The sequence below is a fragment of the Telluria sp. AZSoR62 genome (assembly GCF_058111565.1).
The window spans coordinates 513753-532151 of record NZ_JBYTST010000001.1; the positions used below are offsets into that span (position 1 = coordinate 513753).

20 protein-coding genes are annotated in these 18399 nt (G+C 65.4%); 10 read left to right on the forward strand and 10 right to left on the reverse strand.

Annotation, left to right across the window (positions count from 1 at the left end; genetic code table 11):
- Both AC3XQU_RS02255 and AC3XQU_RS02260 read right to left on the reverse strand, forming a co-directional pair.
- Positions 1-789, reverse strand: coding sequence for an ABC transporter permease (locus AC3XQU_RS02255; RefSeq protein ID WP_489872731.1), 789 nt, complete (start codon positions 787-789; stop codon positions 1-3).
- Between the two features lie 94 nt (positions 790-883).
- Positions 884-1861: an ABC transporter substrate-binding protein gene (locus AC3XQU_RS02260; protein ID WP_489872496.1), complete on the reverse strand. Its 978-nt coding sequence runs from the start codon at positions 1859-1861 to the stop codon at positions 884-886.
- A gap of 242 nt (positions 1862-2103) precedes the next feature.
- Between AC3XQU_RS02260 and ffh the strand changes: the two genes are divergently transcribed.
- Positions 2104-3471 (forward strand): signal recognition particle protein, encoded by a 1368-nt coding sequence (gene ffh, locus AC3XQU_RS02265; RefSeq protein ID WP_489872497.1) that lies wholly within the window; start codon positions 2104-2106, stop codon positions 3469-3471.
- Positions 3472-3715: 244 nt separating this feature from the next.
- A complete protein-coding gene (locus AC3XQU_RS02270; RefSeq protein ID WP_489872498.1) occupies positions 3716-4105 on the forward strand; it encodes an SWIB/MDM2 domain-containing protein in 390 nt (129 codons plus the stop codon).
- 144 nt (positions 4106-4249) lie between these two features.
- Here the strand turns inward: AC3XQU_RS02270 and AC3XQU_RS02275 are convergent, their stop codons facing one another.
- The 4 genes from AC3XQU_RS02275 to AC3XQU_RS02290 all read right to left on the reverse strand — a co-directional run bounded on the left by AC3XQU_RS02275 (position 4250) and on the right by AC3XQU_RS02290 (position 9523).
- On the reverse strand, positions 4250-5620 hold the full coding sequence (locus AC3XQU_RS02275; RefSeq protein ID WP_489872499.1) for an alkaline phosphatase: 1371 nt from the start codon (positions 5618-5620) through the stop codon (positions 4250-4252).
- Positions 5621-5640: 20 nt separating this feature from the next.
- Positions 5641-7092, reverse strand: a complete 1452-nt coding sequence (locus tag AC3XQU_RS02280; RefSeq protein WP_489872500.1) for an alkaline phosphatase — start codon at positions 7090-7092, stop codon at positions 5641-5643.
- A gap of 89 nt (positions 7093-7181) precedes the next feature.
- Positions 7182-7793 (reverse strand): lytic transglycosylase domain-containing protein, encoded by a 612-nt coding sequence (locus AC3XQU_RS02285; RefSeq protein ID WP_489872732.1) that lies wholly within the window; start codon positions 7791-7793, stop codon positions 7182-7184.
- An 11-nt stretch (positions 7794-7804) separates the two neighbouring features.
- The gene (locus tag AC3XQU_RS02290) at positions 7805-9523 is read right to left on the reverse strand and encodes a proline--tRNA ligase (protein WP_489872501.1); all 1719 of its coding nucleotides are present in this window, start codon (positions 9521-9523) and stop codon (positions 7805-7807) included.
- A 204-nt stretch (positions 9524-9727) separates the two neighbouring features.
- Between AC3XQU_RS02290 and AC3XQU_RS02295 the strand changes: the two genes are divergently transcribed.
- Together AC3XQU_RS02295 and AC3XQU_RS02300 are read left to right on the forward strand one after the other, a co-directional pair.
- Positions 9728-10378 carry an RNA pyrophosphohydrolase gene (locus AC3XQU_RS02295; protein ID WP_489872502.1) on the forward strand — a complete coding sequence of 217 codons (651 nt, stop codon included), beginning with the start codon at positions 9728-9730 and terminating at the stop codon, positions 10376-10378.
- Positions 10379-10552: 174 nt separating this feature from the next.
- On the forward strand, positions 10553-10981 hold the full coding sequence (locus tag AC3XQU_RS02300) for a DUF1841 family protein (protein WP_489872503.1): 429 nt from the start codon (positions 10553-10555) through the stop codon (positions 10979-10981).
- Positions 10982-11059: 78 nt separating this feature from the next.
- On the opposite strand, the gene AC3XQU_RS02305 is transcribed toward AC3XQU_RS02300, so the two are convergent.
- On the reverse strand, positions 11060-11398 hold the full coding sequence (locus AC3XQU_RS02305; RefSeq protein ID WP_489872504.1) for a c-type cytochrome: 339 nt from the start codon (positions 11396-11398) through the stop codon (positions 11060-11062).
- Between the two features lie 8 nt (positions 11399-11406).
- Positions 11407-11745, reverse strand: coding sequence for a c-type cytochrome (locus AC3XQU_RS02310; RefSeq protein ID WP_489872505.1), 339 nt, complete (start codon positions 11743-11745; stop codon positions 11407-11409).
- A 188-nt stretch (positions 11746-11933) separates the two neighbouring features.
- On the opposite strand from AC3XQU_RS02310, the gene AC3XQU_RS02315 reads away from it, so the two are divergent.
- The 5 genes from AC3XQU_RS02315 to AC3XQU_RS02335 all read left to right on the forward strand — a co-directional run bounded on the left by AC3XQU_RS02315 (position 11934) and on the right by AC3XQU_RS02335 (position 16978).
- Entirely contained in the window at positions 11934-12788 is an 855-nt protein-coding gene (locus AC3XQU_RS02315; protein WP_489872506.1) for an AAA family ATPase, read from the forward strand.
- Complete coding sequence (locus tag AC3XQU_RS02320) at positions 12785-13387, forward strand: GNAT family N-acetyltransferase (RefSeq protein ID WP_489872507.1); 603 nt, start codon at positions 12785-12787, stop codon at positions 13385-13387. The genes AC3XQU_RS02315 and AC3XQU_RS02320 overlap by 4 nt, the downstream gene beginning before the upstream one ends.
- A gap of 4 nt (positions 13388-13391) precedes the next feature.
- On the forward strand, positions 13392-14561 hold the full coding sequence (locus AC3XQU_RS02325) for a vWA domain-containing protein (protein WP_489872508.1): 1170 nt from the start codon (positions 13392-13394) through the stop codon (positions 14559-14561).
- An 82-nt stretch (positions 14562-14643) separates the two neighbouring features.
- Positions 14644-15846, forward strand: a complete 1203-nt coding sequence (locus AC3XQU_RS02330) for a cation:proton antiporter (RefSeq protein WP_489872509.1) — start codon at positions 14644-14646, stop codon at positions 15844-15846.
- Complete coding sequence (locus tag AC3XQU_RS02335; RefSeq protein ID WP_489872510.1) at positions 15836-16978, forward strand: YbdK family carboxylate-amine ligase; 1143 nt, start codon at positions 15836-15838, stop codon at positions 16976-16978. Before AC3XQU_RS02330 ends, AC3XQU_RS02335 begins: the two co-directional genes overlap by 11 nt.
- On the opposite strand, the gene AC3XQU_RS02340 is transcribed toward AC3XQU_RS02335, so the two are convergent.
- Both AC3XQU_RS02340 and AC3XQU_RS02345 read right to left on the reverse strand, forming a co-directional pair.
- Positions 16979-17323: an antibiotic biosynthesis monooxygenase family protein gene (locus AC3XQU_RS02340; RefSeq protein WP_489872511.1), complete on the reverse strand. Its 345-nt coding sequence runs from the start codon at positions 17321-17323 to the stop codon at positions 16979-16981.
- Complete coding sequence (locus AC3XQU_RS02345; RefSeq protein ID WP_489872512.1) at positions 17320-17652, reverse strand: NIPSNAP family protein; 333 nt, start codon at positions 17650-17652, stop codon at positions 17320-17322. Before AC3XQU_RS02345 ends, AC3XQU_RS02340 begins: the two co-directional genes overlap by 4 nt.
- A 71-nt stretch (positions 17653-17723) precedes the next feature.
- On the opposite strand from AC3XQU_RS02345, the gene AC3XQU_RS02350 reads away from it, so the two are divergent.
- On the forward strand, positions 17724-18398 hold the full coding sequence (locus AC3XQU_RS02350; RefSeq protein WP_489872513.1) for an ArsR/SmtB family transcription factor: 675 nt from the start codon (positions 17724-17726) through the stop codon (positions 18396-18398).
- The last annotated feature ends 1 nt before the right edge of the window (position 18399 follow it).

The window sequence follows — 18399 nt, forward strand, 5'->3', positions numbered from 1 at the left end:
TCACTGCTCCAGGCCGCGGTGCCAGCGCAGCAGATAGTTGTTGAGGCGGTTCATGGCCAGGTCGATGGCCAGGCCGAGCATGCCGATGGTGATCATCCCGGCGATGATCTTGTCCGACCAGAAGTACTCGCGCGCTTCCAGGATGCGAAAGCCCAGGCCGTTGTTCACGGCGATCATCTCGGAGACGATCACCACGATGAAGGCGGTGCCGATCCCGATCCGCACGCCCGACAAGATGTAGGGCACGGCGGCCGGCAGGATCACGCGCAGGAACATGGTTGCGCGCCCTGCCCCCAGGTTGCGCGCGGCGCGCAGGTAGATGCCATCCACGTGGCGCACCCCGGCAATGGTGTTCATCAGCACCGGAAAAAAGGCGCCCAGCGCGATCAGGAACACGGCCGGCGGGTTGCCCAGGCCGAACCACAGGATCGCCAGCGGGATATAGGCGATCGGCGGGATCGGACGCAGGATCTGCACGAAAGGGTTCATCCAGGCATACACCACGCGGCTCGCACCCATCGCCAGGCCCAGCGGCAGCGCCAGCCCGGCGCCGATGGCAAACCCCACCACCACCCGGTACATACTGGTGAGCGTATCCATTGGCAGCTCGCCCGACAGGGCCCACGACCACCAGCCGCCCTCCGTATAGCTCTCGAAAGGCGCCAGCGGCAGCAGGTAGGCGACCCATTTGCGCCAGACGTCGAGCGGCGCCGGCAGCACCAGCGGGTCGACCCAGCCGTTCATCGCTACCCACTGCCAGAGCAGGATGGCCGCCACCGGCACCACCATGCCCACCGCCCGCTCGTACCAGGGATTGCTCCAGAAGGCGCGCGAGGAGCGGCGCCGGTTGCGCATGGCTATTTGCGTCGTCATGGGGGCTCCTTCAGCGCAGTTTCAGGTCGGCCATGGCGGCATCGAGCAGGTCGGTGCGCACCCAGTCCTTCGCCAGCGGCGGCCGCGCCATGCGCCCTACCCCGGTTTTCACCATGGTGTCGGTGGTGACCTGGATGTGTTCGGGCGTGATCTCGTACGAGTAGGGCGAATTGCGGATCGCGTCCTGGAAATCGTCGCTGGTGATCTGGTTCTTGAAGATCACCTCGCGCACGTATTTCTCGGCCACCGCCGGATGGTCGATGAAGGTGCGGGTGGCCTGGACGAAGCAGCGCATGAATTTCTCGGCCACCGGGCGGCGCTCGCGGTAGAACTTCTCGGTCATGACCATGGTGCGCACCGGTTCGCCGATCGGCGTGTCATAGGGTTTCAGCACCTCCATGCCGAAGCCCTTGTTGATCGCCTGCGAAGACTGCGGCTCGGACTGCATCATGGCGTCGATCTGCTTGCCCAGCAGCGCCCCGTTCAAGTCCGCATACGGCAGGAACACCAGCTGCACGTCCTTGCCCGGCGCCGGATCACCCTTCAGGCCGTGCTTGGCCAGTTGGGCCATGAGCAGCACTTCCTGGATCGCGCCGCGCGTGACGCCGACTTTTTTCCCCTTGAGCTGGGCCACGCTGCGGATGTTCAGCTCGGGCCGCGCCACCAGCCGCGCGCCGCCGCGCGCGAACCCGGCCACCGCCACGATCGGGGCGCCGCCGGCGCGGCCCGAGATCGCCGCTTCCGATGCGGTCGCGCCGACATCGAGCTCGCCGGCGATGATCGCCTGCATCACGTCCAGCCCTTTCGGGAACACCTTTTCCTCGACCCGGATGCCGCACTTGGGTGCGATCTCCTTGATGTACGAAACCGCGCCGAAGTGCGCGAACTTGAGGTTGCCGAGCCGGACGACTTCGCTGGCCCCGGCCGTCCCGGCCGCGCCTGCCGCCAGGCTGGCCGCGACGAGGATGCTGTTCAATAATGTGCTCATGCCTGTCTCCCCTTGAATGCCGCACGACAAAACGGCGCGGCACAGAGGACGATGCTGACGGGAAACGACCTTGCAGCACCTGAGCTGTGTCAAATGAAGCAAGCCTGCGGCGTGATCGGGCACATCACGGCTGCTTAAAAAAATTGCGCTATATCCTGGCCCTGGCCGAACCGGGCGGCGTGCGCAGGGTAAAATGGCGGATTATCGAATGCTTTCGTCTCATATATATAGTCAGGTAGAACATGCTAGATAACCTTACCCAGCGCCTTGCCAAGGTCGTCAAGACCATGCGCGGCGAGGCGCGCCTTACCGAGGCGAATACCGCCGAGATGCTGCGCGAAGTGCGCATGGCCCTGCTCGAGGCCGACGTGGCGCTGCCGGCGGTGCGCGAATTCATCGCCAAAGTGAAGGAAAAAGCGCTCGGCGAGGAAGTCATCGGCTCGCTCTCGCCCGGCCAGGCCCTGGTCGGCGTGGTGCAGCGCGAGCTGGCGGCCCTGATGGGCGCCGACCTCGGTCCCGAGGCGACCCAGCTCTCGTTCGCGCAGCAGCCGCCCGCGATCATCCTGATGGCCGGCCTGCAGGGCGTGGGCAAGACCACCACCGTCGGCAAGCTTGCCAAGTACCTGAAAGAGCAGAAGAAAAAGAAGGTCCTGACCGTTTCGGCCGACGTCTACCGCCCCGCGGCAATCGCGCAGCTGGAATCCGTCACCAGGCAGGTCGGCGCCGACTTCTTCCCGACCACATCCTCGGACAAGCCGGTCGATATCGCCAGGAATGCGCTCGACTGGGCCCGCAAGCACTACCACGACGTCCTGATCATCGACACCGCCGGCCGCCTCGGTATCGACGAAGCGATGATGCAGGAGATCGCCGCGGTGCACGCCGCCGTCAACCCGGTCGAGACCCTGTTCGTGGTCGACGCCATGCTGGGCCAGGATGCGATCAACACGGCCAAGGCCTTCAACGACACGCTGCCGCTGACCGGCATCGTGCTGACCAAGCTCGATGGCGACTCGCGCGGCGGCGCGGCGCTGTCGGTGCGCCACGTGACCGGCAAGCCGATCAAGTTCGCCGGCGTGTCCGAGAAGCTCGATGGCCTGGAAGCCTTCGATCCGACGCGCATGGCCAACCGCGTGCTGGGCATGGGCGACATCCTGGCGCTGGTCGAAGAAGCGCGCAAGGGCGTGGACGCGGAAGCGGCCACCGAACTGGCGAACAAGATCAAGGGCGGCGGCAAGTTCGACATGAACGACTTCAAGGCGCAGCTGACGCAGATGAAGAAAATGGGCGGCATGTCCGGCCTGCTCGACAAACTGCCGGCGCAGTTCCAGCAAGCCGCGGCAGGCGCCAACATGGACCAGGCCGAGAAGCAGGTGCGCCGCATGGTCGGCATCATCGACTCGATGACGCCGGGGGAGCGCGCCAAGCCGGAACTGATCAAGGCCAACCGCAAGCGCCGCATCGCCGCCGGCGCCGGCGTGCAGGTGCAGGAAGTCAACCGCATGCTGACCCAGTACGACCAGATGCAGTCGATGATGAAAAAGCTCAAAGGCGGCGGCCTGATGAAGATGATGCGCGGGATGAAAGGCATGATGCCTGGCATGCGCTGATCGTCATGCAAGCCCGCCGGAAACGGCAGGAAACCGCGCGGGCACTGGCCTTGCGCGGTTTTTTCACATCTGGAGCGCTTGATTTTTCATTTGCGGCGCATCCAGTGTGCGATAGCTCGCATTTCGCGGGTTATAAGAATGAAAAAATTTTGAAAAAGACTTGCACGAACAGTAAAAGGCCACCAATATAAGCCCGTGCGTCAATAACGCAACTTTCCCCGTGATCGTTTTAGGAGGCTCGAAGATGGCAACAGCCAAGAAATCCACCGCAGCACCAGCCAAGAAAGCAGCGGCCAAGCCAGCTGCAGCGGCCAAGCCTGCAGCAAAAAAAGCAGCTCCAGCAAAAGCAGCCGCAAAACCAGCAGCCAAGCCTGCAGCAGCACGCAAGCCAAACGCCGCTTTCATGAAAGCGATGACGCCGTCGGGCGAACTGGCCGCGGTCGTGGGCAACTCGCCGCTGCCACGCACTGAAGTCACCAAGAAGGTCTGGGACTACATCAAGAAAGAAAACCTGCAGGATCCAGCGAACCGCCGCATGATCAATGCCGACGACAAGCTCAAAGCTGTCTTCGGCGGCAAAGCGCAGGTCTCGATGTTTGAAATGACCAAGCTCATTTCGGATCACCTGAAGTAAGCGCTGCGGCTGTCCAAAGCCTTGAATGCAGAAAGCCCCGGATTCCGGGGCTTTTTGTTTTTTGGCGGGGTGAGTGAGATTGACGTTTGTTCGACGTCGCGGCTCCGGTCATGCAAGTCGCCACCTCGATCGACGCGCCTCGACTCACAAGCCCGCCGCCGCCTTCATCAGGTGGAACACCTTGGTGTTCTCCATCGTGCCCTTGAACGGCGCCGAGCCCGCACCGACCGCGTACAGCTTGACGTCGCCGCCGCCGTGCGATTCGTACACCGTGCGCACGCCCGCCTCCTGCTGGTAGCGGGGGGCCAGCGCGGTGGCGCAGTCCACGTCGGCCCTCACGTCCGGGCGTACCTTGCCGTTGCCGAACACCAGGGCCGTGAAGGTCTTGCCGTCGGCGTCCTTCTTTGGTTCGCCGGTAGCGTAGTCGTGGACGATGTCCAGCACCTTGCTGCCGCGCTTCGGATAACCATTCAATACCATCGTGTGGTCGTGGTCCGCGGTGACGACGATCAGCGTGTTTTCCAGGCCAGGGTCGATGCCGCGCATGCGCTCGATCGCGGCCTGGATCGCTTCATCGAACGCCACCGTGTCGGCCAGCGCGTTGTGGGCATTGGTGTCGTGCAGGGCGTGGTCGATCTTGCCGCCTTCGACCATCAGGAAGAAGCCGTCCGGGTCGGGCGAGAGCAGCTCGATGGCCTTGAGCGCCATCTCGCGCAAGGTAGGCTGCTCGGGACGGCGCTCCAGCGCATAGTCCAGGTGGTCGTCGGCGCTGTAGATGCCGACGAACTTGCGGCCAGGCCGGGCCGACATCATGCCGGCGCGGGTGCCGGCCACGTAATAGCCTTGAGCCGCCAGTTCCGCCATCAGGTCGCGGCCGTCGGCGCGGCCCTTCGGGTTGCCGGCCTTGTCAAAGGGCGTGAAGTGGTGCCGGCCGCCGCCCATCAGGACGTCGACGCCGTCCTTCAGGGCCGTGTTGTAGCCCGCGCCGCCGGGCACCGCCTGACGCGCGATGCTGTAGGCCGCGTCGCGGTGGCACACGTGCGAGAAGGTCGATGCCGGCGTCGCATGGGTCAGTTCGGTGGTGGTCACCGCGCCCACCGCCTTGCCGCGCGCCTTGGCCAGCTCCAGGATGGTCGGCACGATGCTGCCGTTGTTCTCGCCGCACAGGTCGACCGTGCGGTTGCCGTTGGCGTCCTTGCCCGGATCGATGGCCTTGGCATCCTTCATCGAGATGCCGTCCTGGTTGATCTTCACCCCCGTCATGTAGGCGCCCATCGAGGGCGCGCTGTCGGTGGTCTGGAAGTCGTTCGAATAGGTCTTGATACGCGCGGTGCGTTCGAGCCTTTCGAAGTTGAGCAGGCCCGCCTCGCCATGCTTGTAAATGCGCGCAGCGGTGATCGTGGTCGGGCCCATGCCGTCGCCGAGGAAGAAGATGATGTTTTTCGCTTGCGGCGCGGCCATCGCGCCGGCGCTGCACAGGCTTGCCGCCAGCAGCAGGGAGAGTCGTTGTTTCATGATGGTGTCCAGTTCGGGGCTCACAGGCCGGCAGCGGTCTTGATCAGGCTGAAGACGCGGGTATTGTCGATGGTCCCGCGGAACAGTTCGGACCCGGCGCCGGCGGCGCCCAGGTAGACGTCCGAGCCGCCATGCGTTTCCGCGCCGGCGCGCGTGCGCACCACGGCTTCCTGGTGATAGTCGTCGCGCGTCACGATCTCGTCGGTCAAGGCGGGCATGGTGTTGCGGTTACCGTTGGTGCGGTTCTCGCCGGTGCCGAAGCCGATGATCGTGAACGGACGGCCTTCCTTGTCCAGCTTCGGGCTGCCGTCGAGGTTGCGCACCAGTCCCAGCACGCCCGGGTTGGTGGGCGTGGTCTTGCCGGTACGGACCGTGTAGCCGTTCAGCAGCAGCGTGTGGTCATGGTCGGCGGTCGATACCACCAGGGTGTTCTTCAGGCCCGGGTCGAGCGCTTCCATCCTGTCCAGGGCCGCCTGCATGGCGTCGTTGAACGACACCGTTTCCTGCAAGGCGCGCTTGCCGAGCGTGGCGTGCAGCGCATGGTCGATCAGGCCGCCCTCCACCACCAAAAAGAAGCCGGCACCCTGGCTGCCGGCGTGCGGCGCCAGCAGGTCGATCGCCTTGCGCGTCATCTCGCTCAGGCTCGGCTGCCTGGCGGGATTGCGCACGGCGTCGTAGTCCATGTGGTTATCGGCGAACAGGCCGATGGCCGGCTGCCCGGCGGCTGGCGCCAGCGCATGGAAGCCTGCGCCATCGGCCACCACGCGCACGCCCTGCGCGCGCATCTCGGCCAGCAGGTCGCGGCCATCGGCGCGCTTGCCGCCGCGCGCGGACGGCGTGAAGAACTGCGTCCCGCCGCCGAACATCACGTCCAGGCCGCGCGGGCCCAGCGCGCCGTTGTAGCCGGCGCCGCCGGGCACCAGGGCCGCCGCGAAATCGGTTTCCAGCTTGCGGTGGCAGGCGTGACCATAGGCGGATGCGGGAGTCGCATCGGTGACGCTGGTATTGGTGACCACGCCCAGCGCCATGCCGCGGCGCCGCGCCAGTTCCAGCAGCGTCACCGCAGGCGAACCGTTCTCGCAGCGGCTCACCAGTGCGTTGCCGTTGACGTCCTTGCCGGGTGCGATCGAGCGGGTGCCGGCCGACATCGAGATCACGCCGTTGTCCTGCTTCACGCCCGTCATGTAGGCCGCCATGCCGGCGGCGCTGTCGGTCACCATCGCATTGTTCGAGAAGGTCTTCACGAAGGCCGATTCCGGCAGGCGGTCGATGGCGAGCTCGCCCTCCTCGCCCACGTGGAAGATGCGCGCGGCGGTGAGCGTGTTCACGCCCAGGCCGTCGCCGAGGAAGAAGATCACGTTCTTCGCGCGCTCGGTGGTGGGGGCTTGCGTGGCTAGGGATGCGGGCGGGGCGGACGCGCAGCCGGCCAGCACGGCCAGGCAGGCGGCGCCGGCAAAGGTGGTCAATCGCATGAAAACCTCAACGTCGGGAAAGCGTGAAGTTTACACCTTTGCCATGCCGGGATGGCGGATTGATATGTTGCGGGATTGTTGGTCCGCGATCACACCGCCGGCTTGAATTCCCACTTCTTCCAGGCCGACAGCACCGCGTTCGGATACTGCGGCCGGCCGCGGCTGCCGTTGTAGCGGCCCAGGGCCAGGTAGAGGTTGCCCTTCTCCATGTCGATATACATGCGCAGGATCGAGCAGCCATAGCGCAGATTGGTCTGCATGTGGAACAGCTTGCGGCGGTCGGAGTCGCCGATCACCTTGGTCCAGAAGGGCATCACCTGCATGTAGCCGCGCGCGCCGGCGATCGAGATCGCGTACTTGCGGTAGGCCGACTCCACCTGGATCAGTCCCAGCACCAGCCCCGGATCGAGGCCGGCGCGGGTCGCTTCGTACCAGGCCACTTCGAGGAATTCGGTGCGCGACTGCGCATCGGGCAGGCGCTTGGCCAGGCGCCGCGACATCTCGTCGAACCAGGCCTGGTAGCGCGCCCGCGCCGCCTCGTCGCGCAGCACCGGCTTGGGCGGCCGGCTGTCGCGGATGGCGTTGGCCATGGCCAGGCGCACCGAATCGGCCATGGCTTCTTCCTTCTGGTTTCCGGCGTGCGCCGGCGCGCCGAGCACAAGCCCGGCGGCCAGCAGCACCCCTGCTACCCAGGAAACCAGCGTCGACACGCTCACTTGCCGAGCTTGCCCTTGATGAAGGCGACCATGCCGTCGACCGGCACGCTGGTGGCGGCGTCGTCGCGGCGGCCCTGGTATTCCAGGTTGCCTTCCTTCAGGCCGCGCTCGCCGATCACGACGCGGTGCGGCACGCCGATCAGTTCCCAGTCGGCGAACATCGCGCCCGGACGCAGGCCGCGGTCGTCGACGATGACGTCCACGCCAGCCGCCTGCAGGTCGGCATACAGCTGCTCGACCTGTTCCTTGACCATCTCGCTGCGGTCCATGCCCATCGGGCACAGCACCAGCTCGAAGGGCGCGATGGCGTCCGGCCAGACGATGCCCTTGGCGTCGAAGTTCTGCTCGATCGCGGCGCCCAGGATGCGGGTCACGCCAATGCCGTAGCAGCCCATCTGCAGCGGGGCCGGCTTGCCGTTTTCATCCAGGAAGGTGGCGTTCATGGCTTCCGAATAGGCGGTGCCGAGCTGGAACACGTGGCCCACTTCGATGCCGCGCTCGATCGCCAGCACGCCCTTGCCGTCCGGCGAAGCGTCGCCCTCGACCACGTTGCGCAGGTCGGCAACCAAAGGCTCGGTGACGTCGCGGCCCCAGTTGGCGCCGGTGTAGTGGAAGTCCGCTTCGTTGGCGCCGCAGATGAAGTCGCTCATGTTGGCGACGGTACGGTCGGCCACCACGGTGACAGGCAGCTTGGTACCGATCGGGCCGAGGTAGCCCGGCACGGTGCCGTAGACTTCCTGGATCTCCGCTTCGGTGGAGAAGCGGTAGTCCTTCAGGCCCGCCACTTTCGAGACCTTGATTTCGTTGAGCTCATGGTCGGCGCGCAGCAGCAGCAGGAAGTACTGCTTCTTGCCTTCGTGCTCGACGGTCAGGGCGATGCTCTTGACGTGCTGCTGGAGCGGCAGGTTGAGCAGTTCGGCCACGGCTTCGCATTTGGTCTTGCCGGGGGTCGAGGTCTTGGCCAGCGACTGCGCCGGCGCGGCGCGCTGGCCGATCGCCAGGGCTTCGGCCGCTTCCATGTTGGCGGCGAAATCCGAGTCCGGGCAGTAGACCAGCGCGTCTTCGCCGGTGCTGGCGATGACGTGGAATTCATGCGAGCCGGTGCCGCCGATGGCGCCGTTGTCGGCCGCCACCGCACGGAACTTCAGGCCGAAGCGGTTGAAGATCTTCGTGTAGGCGTCGAACATGGCCTGGTAGGACTGCTGCATGCCGGCCACGTCGCGGTCGAAGGAATAGGCATCCTTCATCGTGAACTCGCGGCCGCGCATCAGGCCGAAGCGCGGGCGGCGCTCGTCGCGGAACTTGGTCTGGATGTGATAGAAGTTCACCGGCAGCTGGCGGTAGGACTTCAATTCGCTGCGCACGACGTCGGTAATCACTTCTTCCGAGGTCGGCTGGATGGCGAATTCGCGGCCATGGCGGTCTTTGACGCGCATCAATTCAGGGCCCATCTTGTCCCAGCGGCCGGTTTCCTGCCACAGTTCGGCCGGCTGCACGAGCGGCATCAGGAGTTCGATTGCGCCTGCACGGTTCATTTCTTCACGGATGATGCCCTCGACCTTGCGGATGACGCGCAGGCCCGTCGGCATATAGGTGTAGATGCCCGAGCCAAGCCGCTTGATCATCCCGGCGCGCATCATCAGCTGGTGGCTGACGATTTCGGCGTCGGAAGGTGCTTCTTTCAGAGTTGAAATAAAAAATCGTGAGGCACGCATATCGATGAATTCTTTTTAAAAAGAGAGAGTTATAATCGACCTAATTTTAAAGGATTAGCTGGCTGATGCGTCCAATCTTTCTACAAATGGGTCCGGAACACGCCCTCCCCGCCTCGCCGGCAGCTTGCCGGCGGGGCGGGCAGGGCAATTTGTGGGTAAAAATATAAGGATCGTACGGCTGGCAGAAAGTTTCGAGGTGCACTTATGCTCGATCGTGAAGGGTTTCGCCCCAACGTCGGCATCATCCTGCTGAACGCCAATAACGAGGTGTGGTGGGGCAAGCGGGTGCGTGAGCACTCGTGGCAATTTCCGCAAGGAGGAATCAAATACGGCGAAACGCCGGAACAGGCGATGTACCGCGAGCTCGAGGAAGAAATCGGCTTGCGCCAGGAGCACGTCAAGATCGTGGGCCGCACCCGCGACTGGCTGCGCTATGAGGTGCCAGATCACTTCATCAAGCGCGAGATCCGCGGCCACTACCGTGGCCAGAAGCAGATCTGGTTCCTGTTGCGGATGGTGGCGCGCGATAACGACGTCAATCTTCGCCTGACCGACCATCCCGAGTTTGACGCCTGGCGCTGGCACGACTATTGGGTGCCGCTGGACGTGGTCATCGAATTCAAGCGCGATGTCTACCAGAGGGCGCTGCAGGAATTGTCGCGTTTCATCACCTGGCCGGCCAAGAGCGGCGGCCCGCACGGTGAACGGCGCCACAGCGCACGCTACCTGCGCCAGCCGCATGGCCGGGCGCAGGCCGGTGGCAAGCCTGCCCAGCAGGCAACGCTGGCGACGGCGGCGCCGACGGTCGTCGCTCCGGGGGTTGCGGAACCGCTGGTGCTGGTGCCGAACAAGTAAGACCCATGGAGGCCGGCGCCCGCCGGTTTCCATTGCTTTGCGCCGATTCTGCGGTGCAGGCATTCCTGCGCGCCGCGCCGGCGCAGCATGCGAGCCATCCTGCCGCCCTGCCGCACGGGTCAAACCGCATCGCGCTACAATGCCGGCTTCCTCCCTTTTTGCCTTCCCCCCGACATGTTCACACCGTCTTCGCACGACGTGCGCCGCTTTTTCTGCGAAGCCCTGCGCAAGCAGCGCAATGGCGAGATCCTCACGCCGATGGACGCCATCGCCGCCGACTGGATCGTCCAGCATCCCGAATACCACGAGCAGCTGGACGACGCCGAGGCGGCGATCGCGCGCGACTACTCGGTCGAGGGCGGCCAGGCCAACCCCTTCCTGCACCTGTCGATGCACCTGTCGATCGTCGAGCAGGTATCGACCGACCAGCCGCGCGGGATCAAGGCCGCGCACGACCTGCTGGTGGCCAAGCGCGGCGAGCACGACGCCCACCACGAGATCATGGAATGCCTGGGCGAGATGATCTGGACCTCGCAGCGCAATGGGGTGCCGCCAGACACCGAGGCGTATATCGAGTGCGTGCGCCGGCGCGCCGCGCGTTAACACCGCCGGCCAAACAAAATCCCCCCGCCGGCTGCCCGGTCGGGGGGATTTTTTATTGGCCTGCTTGCTGACTGAAGCTTATTTGCTCACGACCAGCTGCGACGGCAGCTTGGCCAGGTAGGCGCCGATGTCGGCCATGTCCTGGTTCGACAGCGGCTGCACCTGGGCCGACATGATCGGGTTGGTGCGGCCGTTCGGGCCCGCGCCGCGCTTGTAGGCGTGCAGCGCGTGGGTCAGGTATTCGGCGTGCTGGCCGGCCAGCTTCGGATAGCTCGGGTCGATCGGCTTGTTGTAGTCGGCGCCGTGGCAGGAAGCGCAGTTGTACTTCTTGACCAGCGCTTCGCCCTTGGAGACGTCGGCGGCAGAAGCGTTGAGGCAGAATGCGCCGAACACCAGCGCGGAAACGAGTTTCTTCATGGCTGTCCTTAGCGCTTGGCGTTGGCTGGGGTCTGCTGCGCGTAGTACGCAGCCACGTCGGCGATGTCCTGGTCGCTCAGGCTGGCGGCAATGCCGCGCATCGACGGGTGCTTGCGGTCGCCTTTTTTATAGGCGAGCAGCGCCGATTCGATGTACTTGGCGGACTGCCCGCCGATCATCGGTACCCGATAGACCTCGGGGAAGGATGCCTTGTAGCCCGGGATGCCGTGGCAGCCGATGCACATTTCGACCTTGCTTGCCGCTGCCTTCGGGTTGCCGACGACTTCGGCGGCGGTTGCGGTGCCGGCAAACGCAGCCAGTACCAGTAGAGCTAAAGATGTTTTCATGGGTGTGGCTCGTTAGTTGTAATTCGAATACCGCAAACGCACAAAAAGTTAGCAAATGACTCACCAACCTGTCGATTCTATCCGAAGAGTTGTCCACAGTCTACAAACGCACGCACGGGCGGGACGTCCTCGGTGGGCGCCATTCTGGCATATACTCGGCCTCATTTCACACTTACTTTCGACCGCACATGCACGCTTCCCAACGCTTCGAAGGCAGCGACAACTATGTCGCCACCGATGACCTGAAACTGGCGGTCAACGCCGCGCTGACGCTCGGCCGCCCGCTGCTGATCAAGGGCGAGCCCGGCACCGGCAAGACCATGCTGGCCGAGGAAGTGGCGGCGGCGCTGAATATGCCGCTGATGCAGTGGCACGTGAAATCGACCACCAAGGCCCAGCAGGGCCTGTACGAATACGATGCGGTGTCGCGCCTGCGCGACTCCCAGCTGGGCGACGAGCGCGTGCGCGACATCCACAACTACATCGTCAAGGGCGTGCTGTGGCAGGCATTTACCGCGCCCGAACCGGTGGTGCTGCTCATCGACGAGATCGACAAGGCCGACATCGAATTCCCGAACGACCTGCTGCGCGAGCTGGACCGCATGGAGTTCTACGTCTACGAGACGCGCGAGATGGTGGTAGCCAAACACCGTCCGATGGTGATCATCACCTCGAACAACGAGAAGGAATTGCCGGACGCCTTCCTGCGCCGCTGCTTCTTCCATTACATCAAATTCCCGGACCGCGAGACCATGACCGACATCGTCAAGGTCCACTTCCCGGCGCTCAAGCAGGACTTGCTGGCCGCCGCGTTGCAGAGCTTCTACGAGCTGCGCGAAGTCGCCGGCATCAAGAAAAAGCCCTCGACCTCGGAATTCCTGGACTGGCTCAAGCTCCTGCTGGCCGAGGATATCCCGGCCGAGGCCCTGCGCAGCCAGGACCGCAAGGCGATCGTGCCGCCCCTGCACGGCGCGCTGCTCAAGAACGAGCAGGACGTGCACCTGTTCGAGCGCCTGATCCAGATGTCGAGGACCAACCGATGATCCGGGTCGCGCCCGTCACGCTCGAATTCAATGGCCTGCGCCTGGAGCCGCTGGCGCCACACCACGAGGAAGGCCTGCGCGCCGCCGCCGGCGACGGCGAGCTGTGGAACCTGCGCGTGACCAGCGTGCCGGAGCCGCACAACGCGGCCCGCTACATCGCCACCGCGCTCGAGACGCCGGACCGCGTGGCCTTTGCCGTGATCGATGCGCGCGAAGGGAAAAGCGGCGGGACCGTGCTGGGCACCACCAGCTTCCACGACATCGTCCCGGCGGCGGACCGCGTCGAAATCGGCTACACCTGGTATGCCAAACGCGTCCAGCGCACCCACGTGAACACCAGCTGCAAGCTGCTGCTGCTCTCGCACGCCTTCGATACGCTGGGCTGCGCGGTGGTCGGCCTGCGCACCGACTGCGAAAACTTTGCGTCGCAAGACGCCATCGAACGCCTGGGCGCGCAGAAAGATGGCGTGATCCGCCACCACGCCCTGCGGCGCGACGGCACGGCGCGCGACACCGTCATGTACAGCATCCTGCGCAGCGAATGGCCGGCGATCAAGAGCGCCCTGCACGAGCGCCTGGGGCAGCACGCACGGGGCTAAGCGCATGCTGATCGATTTCTTCTATACGCTGCGCGACGCCAAGGTCCCGGTCACGATCAAGGAATTCCTCACCCTGTTAGAGGCCCTGCAGCGCGGCGTCATCGCCCCTTCGCTGGACGAGTTCTATTACCTGGCGCGCCTGACGCTGGTGAAGGACGAAGCGCATTTCGACAAGTTCGACCGCGCCTTCGGCGCCTTTTTCAAGGGCGTGGCGGCGGTGTTCGACGAGAAGGCCGAGATTCCGCTCGACTGGCTGCTCAAGCGCTTCGAGCGCGAGCTCACCCCGGAGCAGAAAGCGGCGCTGGAAAAGCTCGGCTACGACAAGCTGCAGAAACGCCTGGAAGAACTGCTGAAGGAACAGCACGGCCGCCACGAAGGCGGCAGCAAATGGATCGGCACCGGCGGCACCTCGCCTTTCGGCAATGGCGGCACCAACCCGGAAGGGATACGCGTCAAAGGACAAAGCCGCAACCGTACGGCGGTGAAGGTGTGGGAGCAGCGCAGCTACCGCGACTACGACGACGAGCGCGAACTGGGCACGCGCAACCTGAAGGTGGCGCTGCGCCGCCTGCGCCGCTTCGCCCGTACCGGGGCCGCCGACGAACTGGCGCTGGACGCCACCATCCGGGCGACGGCCAGCAACGCCGGCTGGCTCGACATCCGCATGCAGCCCGAGCGCAAGAACCGCATCAAGGTGGTGATGCTGCTGGACGTCGGGGGCTCGATGGACGACCACATCGAACGCGCCGAGGAGCTGTTCTCGGCGGCCAAGAGCGAATTCAAGAACATGGAGTTCTACTACTTCCACAACTGCGTCTACGACTACCTGTGGAAGAACAACAGCCGCCGCCACAGCGAGCGCTTCCCGACCTGGGACGTGCTGCGCAAGTACCCGAACGACACCCGCATCATTTTCGTGGGCGACGCCACCATGAGCCCCTACGAAGTGCTGGCGCCGGGCGGCTCGGTCGAGTACAACAACGAGGAAGCCGGCGCGGCCTGGCTGGCGCGCTTCACCAATGCCTTCCCCAAGTTCGCCTGGCTCAACCCCGAGCCGGAAAACCTGTGGCCCTACCGGCAGTCGATTTCGGTCATCCGGCAAATCATGAACAACCGGATGTTCCCGATCACCCTCGAAGGGCTGGAGCGGGCGATGCGCTTGTTGAGCAAATAGGGCTTCTTCAGCGGGTATCCACGTCAATCGTGCGCGCCGGCCTCTCTTGTATTATTGTCAATAAACACCCGAGAGAGGACCCATGCCCGACCTGCTGCCCATCCTGACCAGCCTCGCCTGGCCCATCGCCATGGCCATCGCCTGGCTGGCCGGCGAATTCGGCCAGCGCTGGACCGGCCTGCCCCGCATCAGCTTCTATGGCCTGGCCGGCTTCGCGCTGGCCAGCCCGCAAATCGGTGTTTTGCCGCCGCCCGGCAGCGGCCCGGTCGCGCTGCTGGCCGACATCGCCTTCGGCCTGATCCTGTTCGAACTGGGCTATCGCATCAACCTGCGCTGGCTGCGCACCAATCCCTGGCTGGGTGTGACCGGCCTGGCCGAATCCCTGCTCACCTTTGCCGTGGTCTACCTGGTGGCGATCGCTTTCGGCAGCCCGCAGCTGATCGCCTTGATGATGGCGGCCCTGTCGATGGGCACCTCGCCCGCCACGGTCGTGCGCGTCATCAACGAGCAGCGCAGCTCGGGCCAGGTGACCGAGCGCGTGCTGCACCTGACGGCGCTGAACTGCGTGCTGGCGGTATTCGCCTTCAATGCGATCATCGGCTTCTGGATCTTCCGCACCTTCGACGCCGTGGGCGAAGCCCTGTGGCAGAGCGGCGTGATGCTGGCCGGCTCGATCTTGCTGGGCGCCGTGTTCGGGTTGGCGGTGCCGGCCCTGCTGCGCGCGATCCACAACCCGCGCCAGGATGCGACTGTCGCCTATGCCATCGCCGTGCTGCTCCTGGTGTCGATCTGCGATGCCGGCGCGCTCTCGCCGTATATCGCAGCGCTGGCCTTTGGCTTGAGCGCGCGCCACCGGCGCGTCGCCTTCAGCGCGGCGCAGCGCAATTTCGGGGCGCTGGGCGAGGTGCTGACGGTGCTGCTGTTCGTGTTCGCCGCCTCCACGCTCGACTGGCGCCAGATCGCCGCCGGCAGCCTGCTGGCCGTGGTGGTGGTGTTCGCACGCCTGCTCGCGAAAACCGCCGGGGTGACGGCCTTTGCACATTTGTCCGGCATCTCGTGGCGCAAGGGGGCGCTTACCGGCGTGGGCCTGGCGCCGCTGTCGGTGTTCGTGATTCTGCTGATCGAGCATGCGCGCCACGCCGGCGTGCACGTGGTCGAGGAATTACGCGCGATGGCGGCCGTGACCATGCTGCTGGAAGTGTTCGGCCCCTTGATCATCCAGCGCGCCCTGGTCTGGGCCCGCGAGTCGTCCGCAGAACGCCCGGAGCACCCCGATGCCGCTTGAAGCCTTTACCTCCTCCCAGCCGCTTACCTTCGGGGTCGAGCTGGAACTGCAGCTGGTCAGCCTGTCGGACTTCGACCTGACGGCGGCCAGCCCCGACCTGATGCACCTCTTGAAGCGCAAGCCTTTCCCGGGCAATGTCACGCCCGAGATCACCGAGAGCATGATCGAGATTAACTCGAGCGTGCACACGGGCTACGCGCCGCTGCTGGCCGAATTGCGCGAGATCCGCGACACGCTGGTCGCGGCCAGCGACGTGCTCAATATCGGCATCGCGGGCGGCGGCACCCATCCCTTCCAGCACTGGTCGCAGCAGAAGATCTCGAGCAAGCCGCGTTACGAATACCTGTCGCAGCTGTACGGGTACCTGGCCAAGCAGTTCACGGTGTTCGGCCAGCACGTGCACATCGGCTGCGCCAACGGCGACGATGCGCTCTACCTGCTGCATGCGCTGAACCGCTACCTGCCGCATTTCATCGCGCTATCCGCCTCGTCGCCCTTCGTGCAAGGCGTCGATTCCGGCTTCGATTCGGCGCGCCTGAATTCCGTGTTCGCCTTCCCGATGAGCGGACGCGCACCGTTTGTCCAGACCTGGCAGGAGTTCACGGATGTTTACTTCGCCAAGATGGAGCGCACCAACATCATCAAGAGCATGAAGGACTTCTACTGGGACCTGCGGCCGAAGCCCGAATTCGGCACCATCGAGCTGCGCGTGTGCGATACGCCGCTGACGGTGGAGCGCGCCGCGGCCATCGCCGCCTACCTGCAGGCGCTGTGCCGCTACCTGCTCACGCGCCCGGAAGAAGCGCCCAGCGAAGACGACTACCTGGTCTATAACTACAACCGCTTCCAGGCCTGCCGCTTCGGCATGGAGGGTTCGCTCACCCACCCCAAGACCTACGAGTCGCTGCCGATGCGCGAGGACATCCTGGCGACGCTGGAGAAGATGATGCCGCATGCGGAAACGCTGGGCAGCGTCGACGCCCTGCAGCACCTGGCCGCGGCCGCGCGCGGCGGCAGCGATGCGGCGCAGCTGCGCCAGGTGTTCGCGCTGGAAGGCAGCGTCGAGGGCATGGTGCAGGCCGCCATCCAGCGCTTCCGCGGCGACCGCCGCATGCGCTGGCAGCGCGGCTGATTACCCGTGGGCGGCGCGGGCGTCGGCCGGCGCCTCGTCCCGCTCGTGCAGGCCGTAGTCGCGCACGACCTGGGCCACCCGCAGCCGGTAGCCGCGAAACACGCTGCTGCGCCCGCGCGCCTGCGCCATCCGGTGCGATTCCAGGCTGCGCCACTGCGCCACGGCCTGTTCGTCGCGCCAGAACGACAGCGACAGGATGCGGCCCGGCTGCGTCAGCGATTCGAAGCGCTCCACCGACACGAAGCCGTCGATGCTTTCCAGCTGCGTGCGCAGGCCTGCCGCGATGTCGAGGTATTCCTGGCGGTGCGCCGGCTCCGGCTCGACTTCAAAGATCACGGCGATCATGGATGGCCTCGCGCCTGCAGGGTGCCTTCGACGGCTTCGGTGAAGGTGCGCTCCTCGCGCAGGATGAAACGCTGTTCCTGGGCCAGCGCGAAGTTGGCACGCGCCTCGTCGTCCGCCTTCAGGCGGGTGCGGTAGGCTTCGTAGGCGCTCAAGCTGTCGAAGGACACCAGTCCCCAGGCCTCGTCGTTGGTGCCCTCGTGTGGAAGGAAGTAGCCGATCAGCTCGCCGCCGCAGCGCGGGATGATGCGGCCCCAGTTCTCGGCATAGCGCCGAAAGCCTTCGCGCTGGAAGGGGTCGATACGGTAACGGATGAAACAGGTGATGGCCATGGGTGCTCCTCGTGGTTGAAGCAGTGACTGTAGGCCTTCCTGGCCGCGGATGCTTCGGCTAAGATCGAAGCATGACCGACGGACCGAACATCACTACCATCGCCGCGCTGATCGGCGACCATGCGCGCGCCCAGGCGCTGACGGCGCTCATGGGGGGCAAGGCCTTGAGCGCCACCGAACTGGCCGATGCGGCCGGCGTCACGCGCCAGACCATCAGCACGCACCTGGCGCGTCTGGTCGACGCGGGACTGCTCGCGGTCGAGCCGCAAGGCCGCCACCGCTACTTCCGCATCGCCGATTCCGAGGTGGCCCGCATGTTGGAGACCCTGATGGGCGCCGCCAGCGATGCTGCCAAACCGCAGCGCCGCACCGGCCCGCGCGACCCTGCCCTGCGCAAGGCGCGGGTCTGCTACGACCACCTGGCCGGCGAACTCGGGGTGCTGGTCTACGACAGGCTGGTGCAGCACGGCGCATTGACCCTGGAGCTCGATGGCATCGCGCTCACGCCGCAGGGCGCGGCCCTGGTGGCGGAACTGGGGATCGATGGTAGCGCAGGCGCCGGCCGCCGCCCCTACTGCCGCAGCTGCCTCGACTGGAGCGAGCGCCGCCATCACCTGGCCGGCGTGCTCGGTGCCGCCCTGCTCGGCCGCTTCGAGGCGCTGGGATGGGCCAGGCGCGTGCCGGAATCGCGGGTGCTGGCGTTCAGCCCGGCCGGCGAAGCGGCGCTGCGCGGCTGGCTGGGGTGAT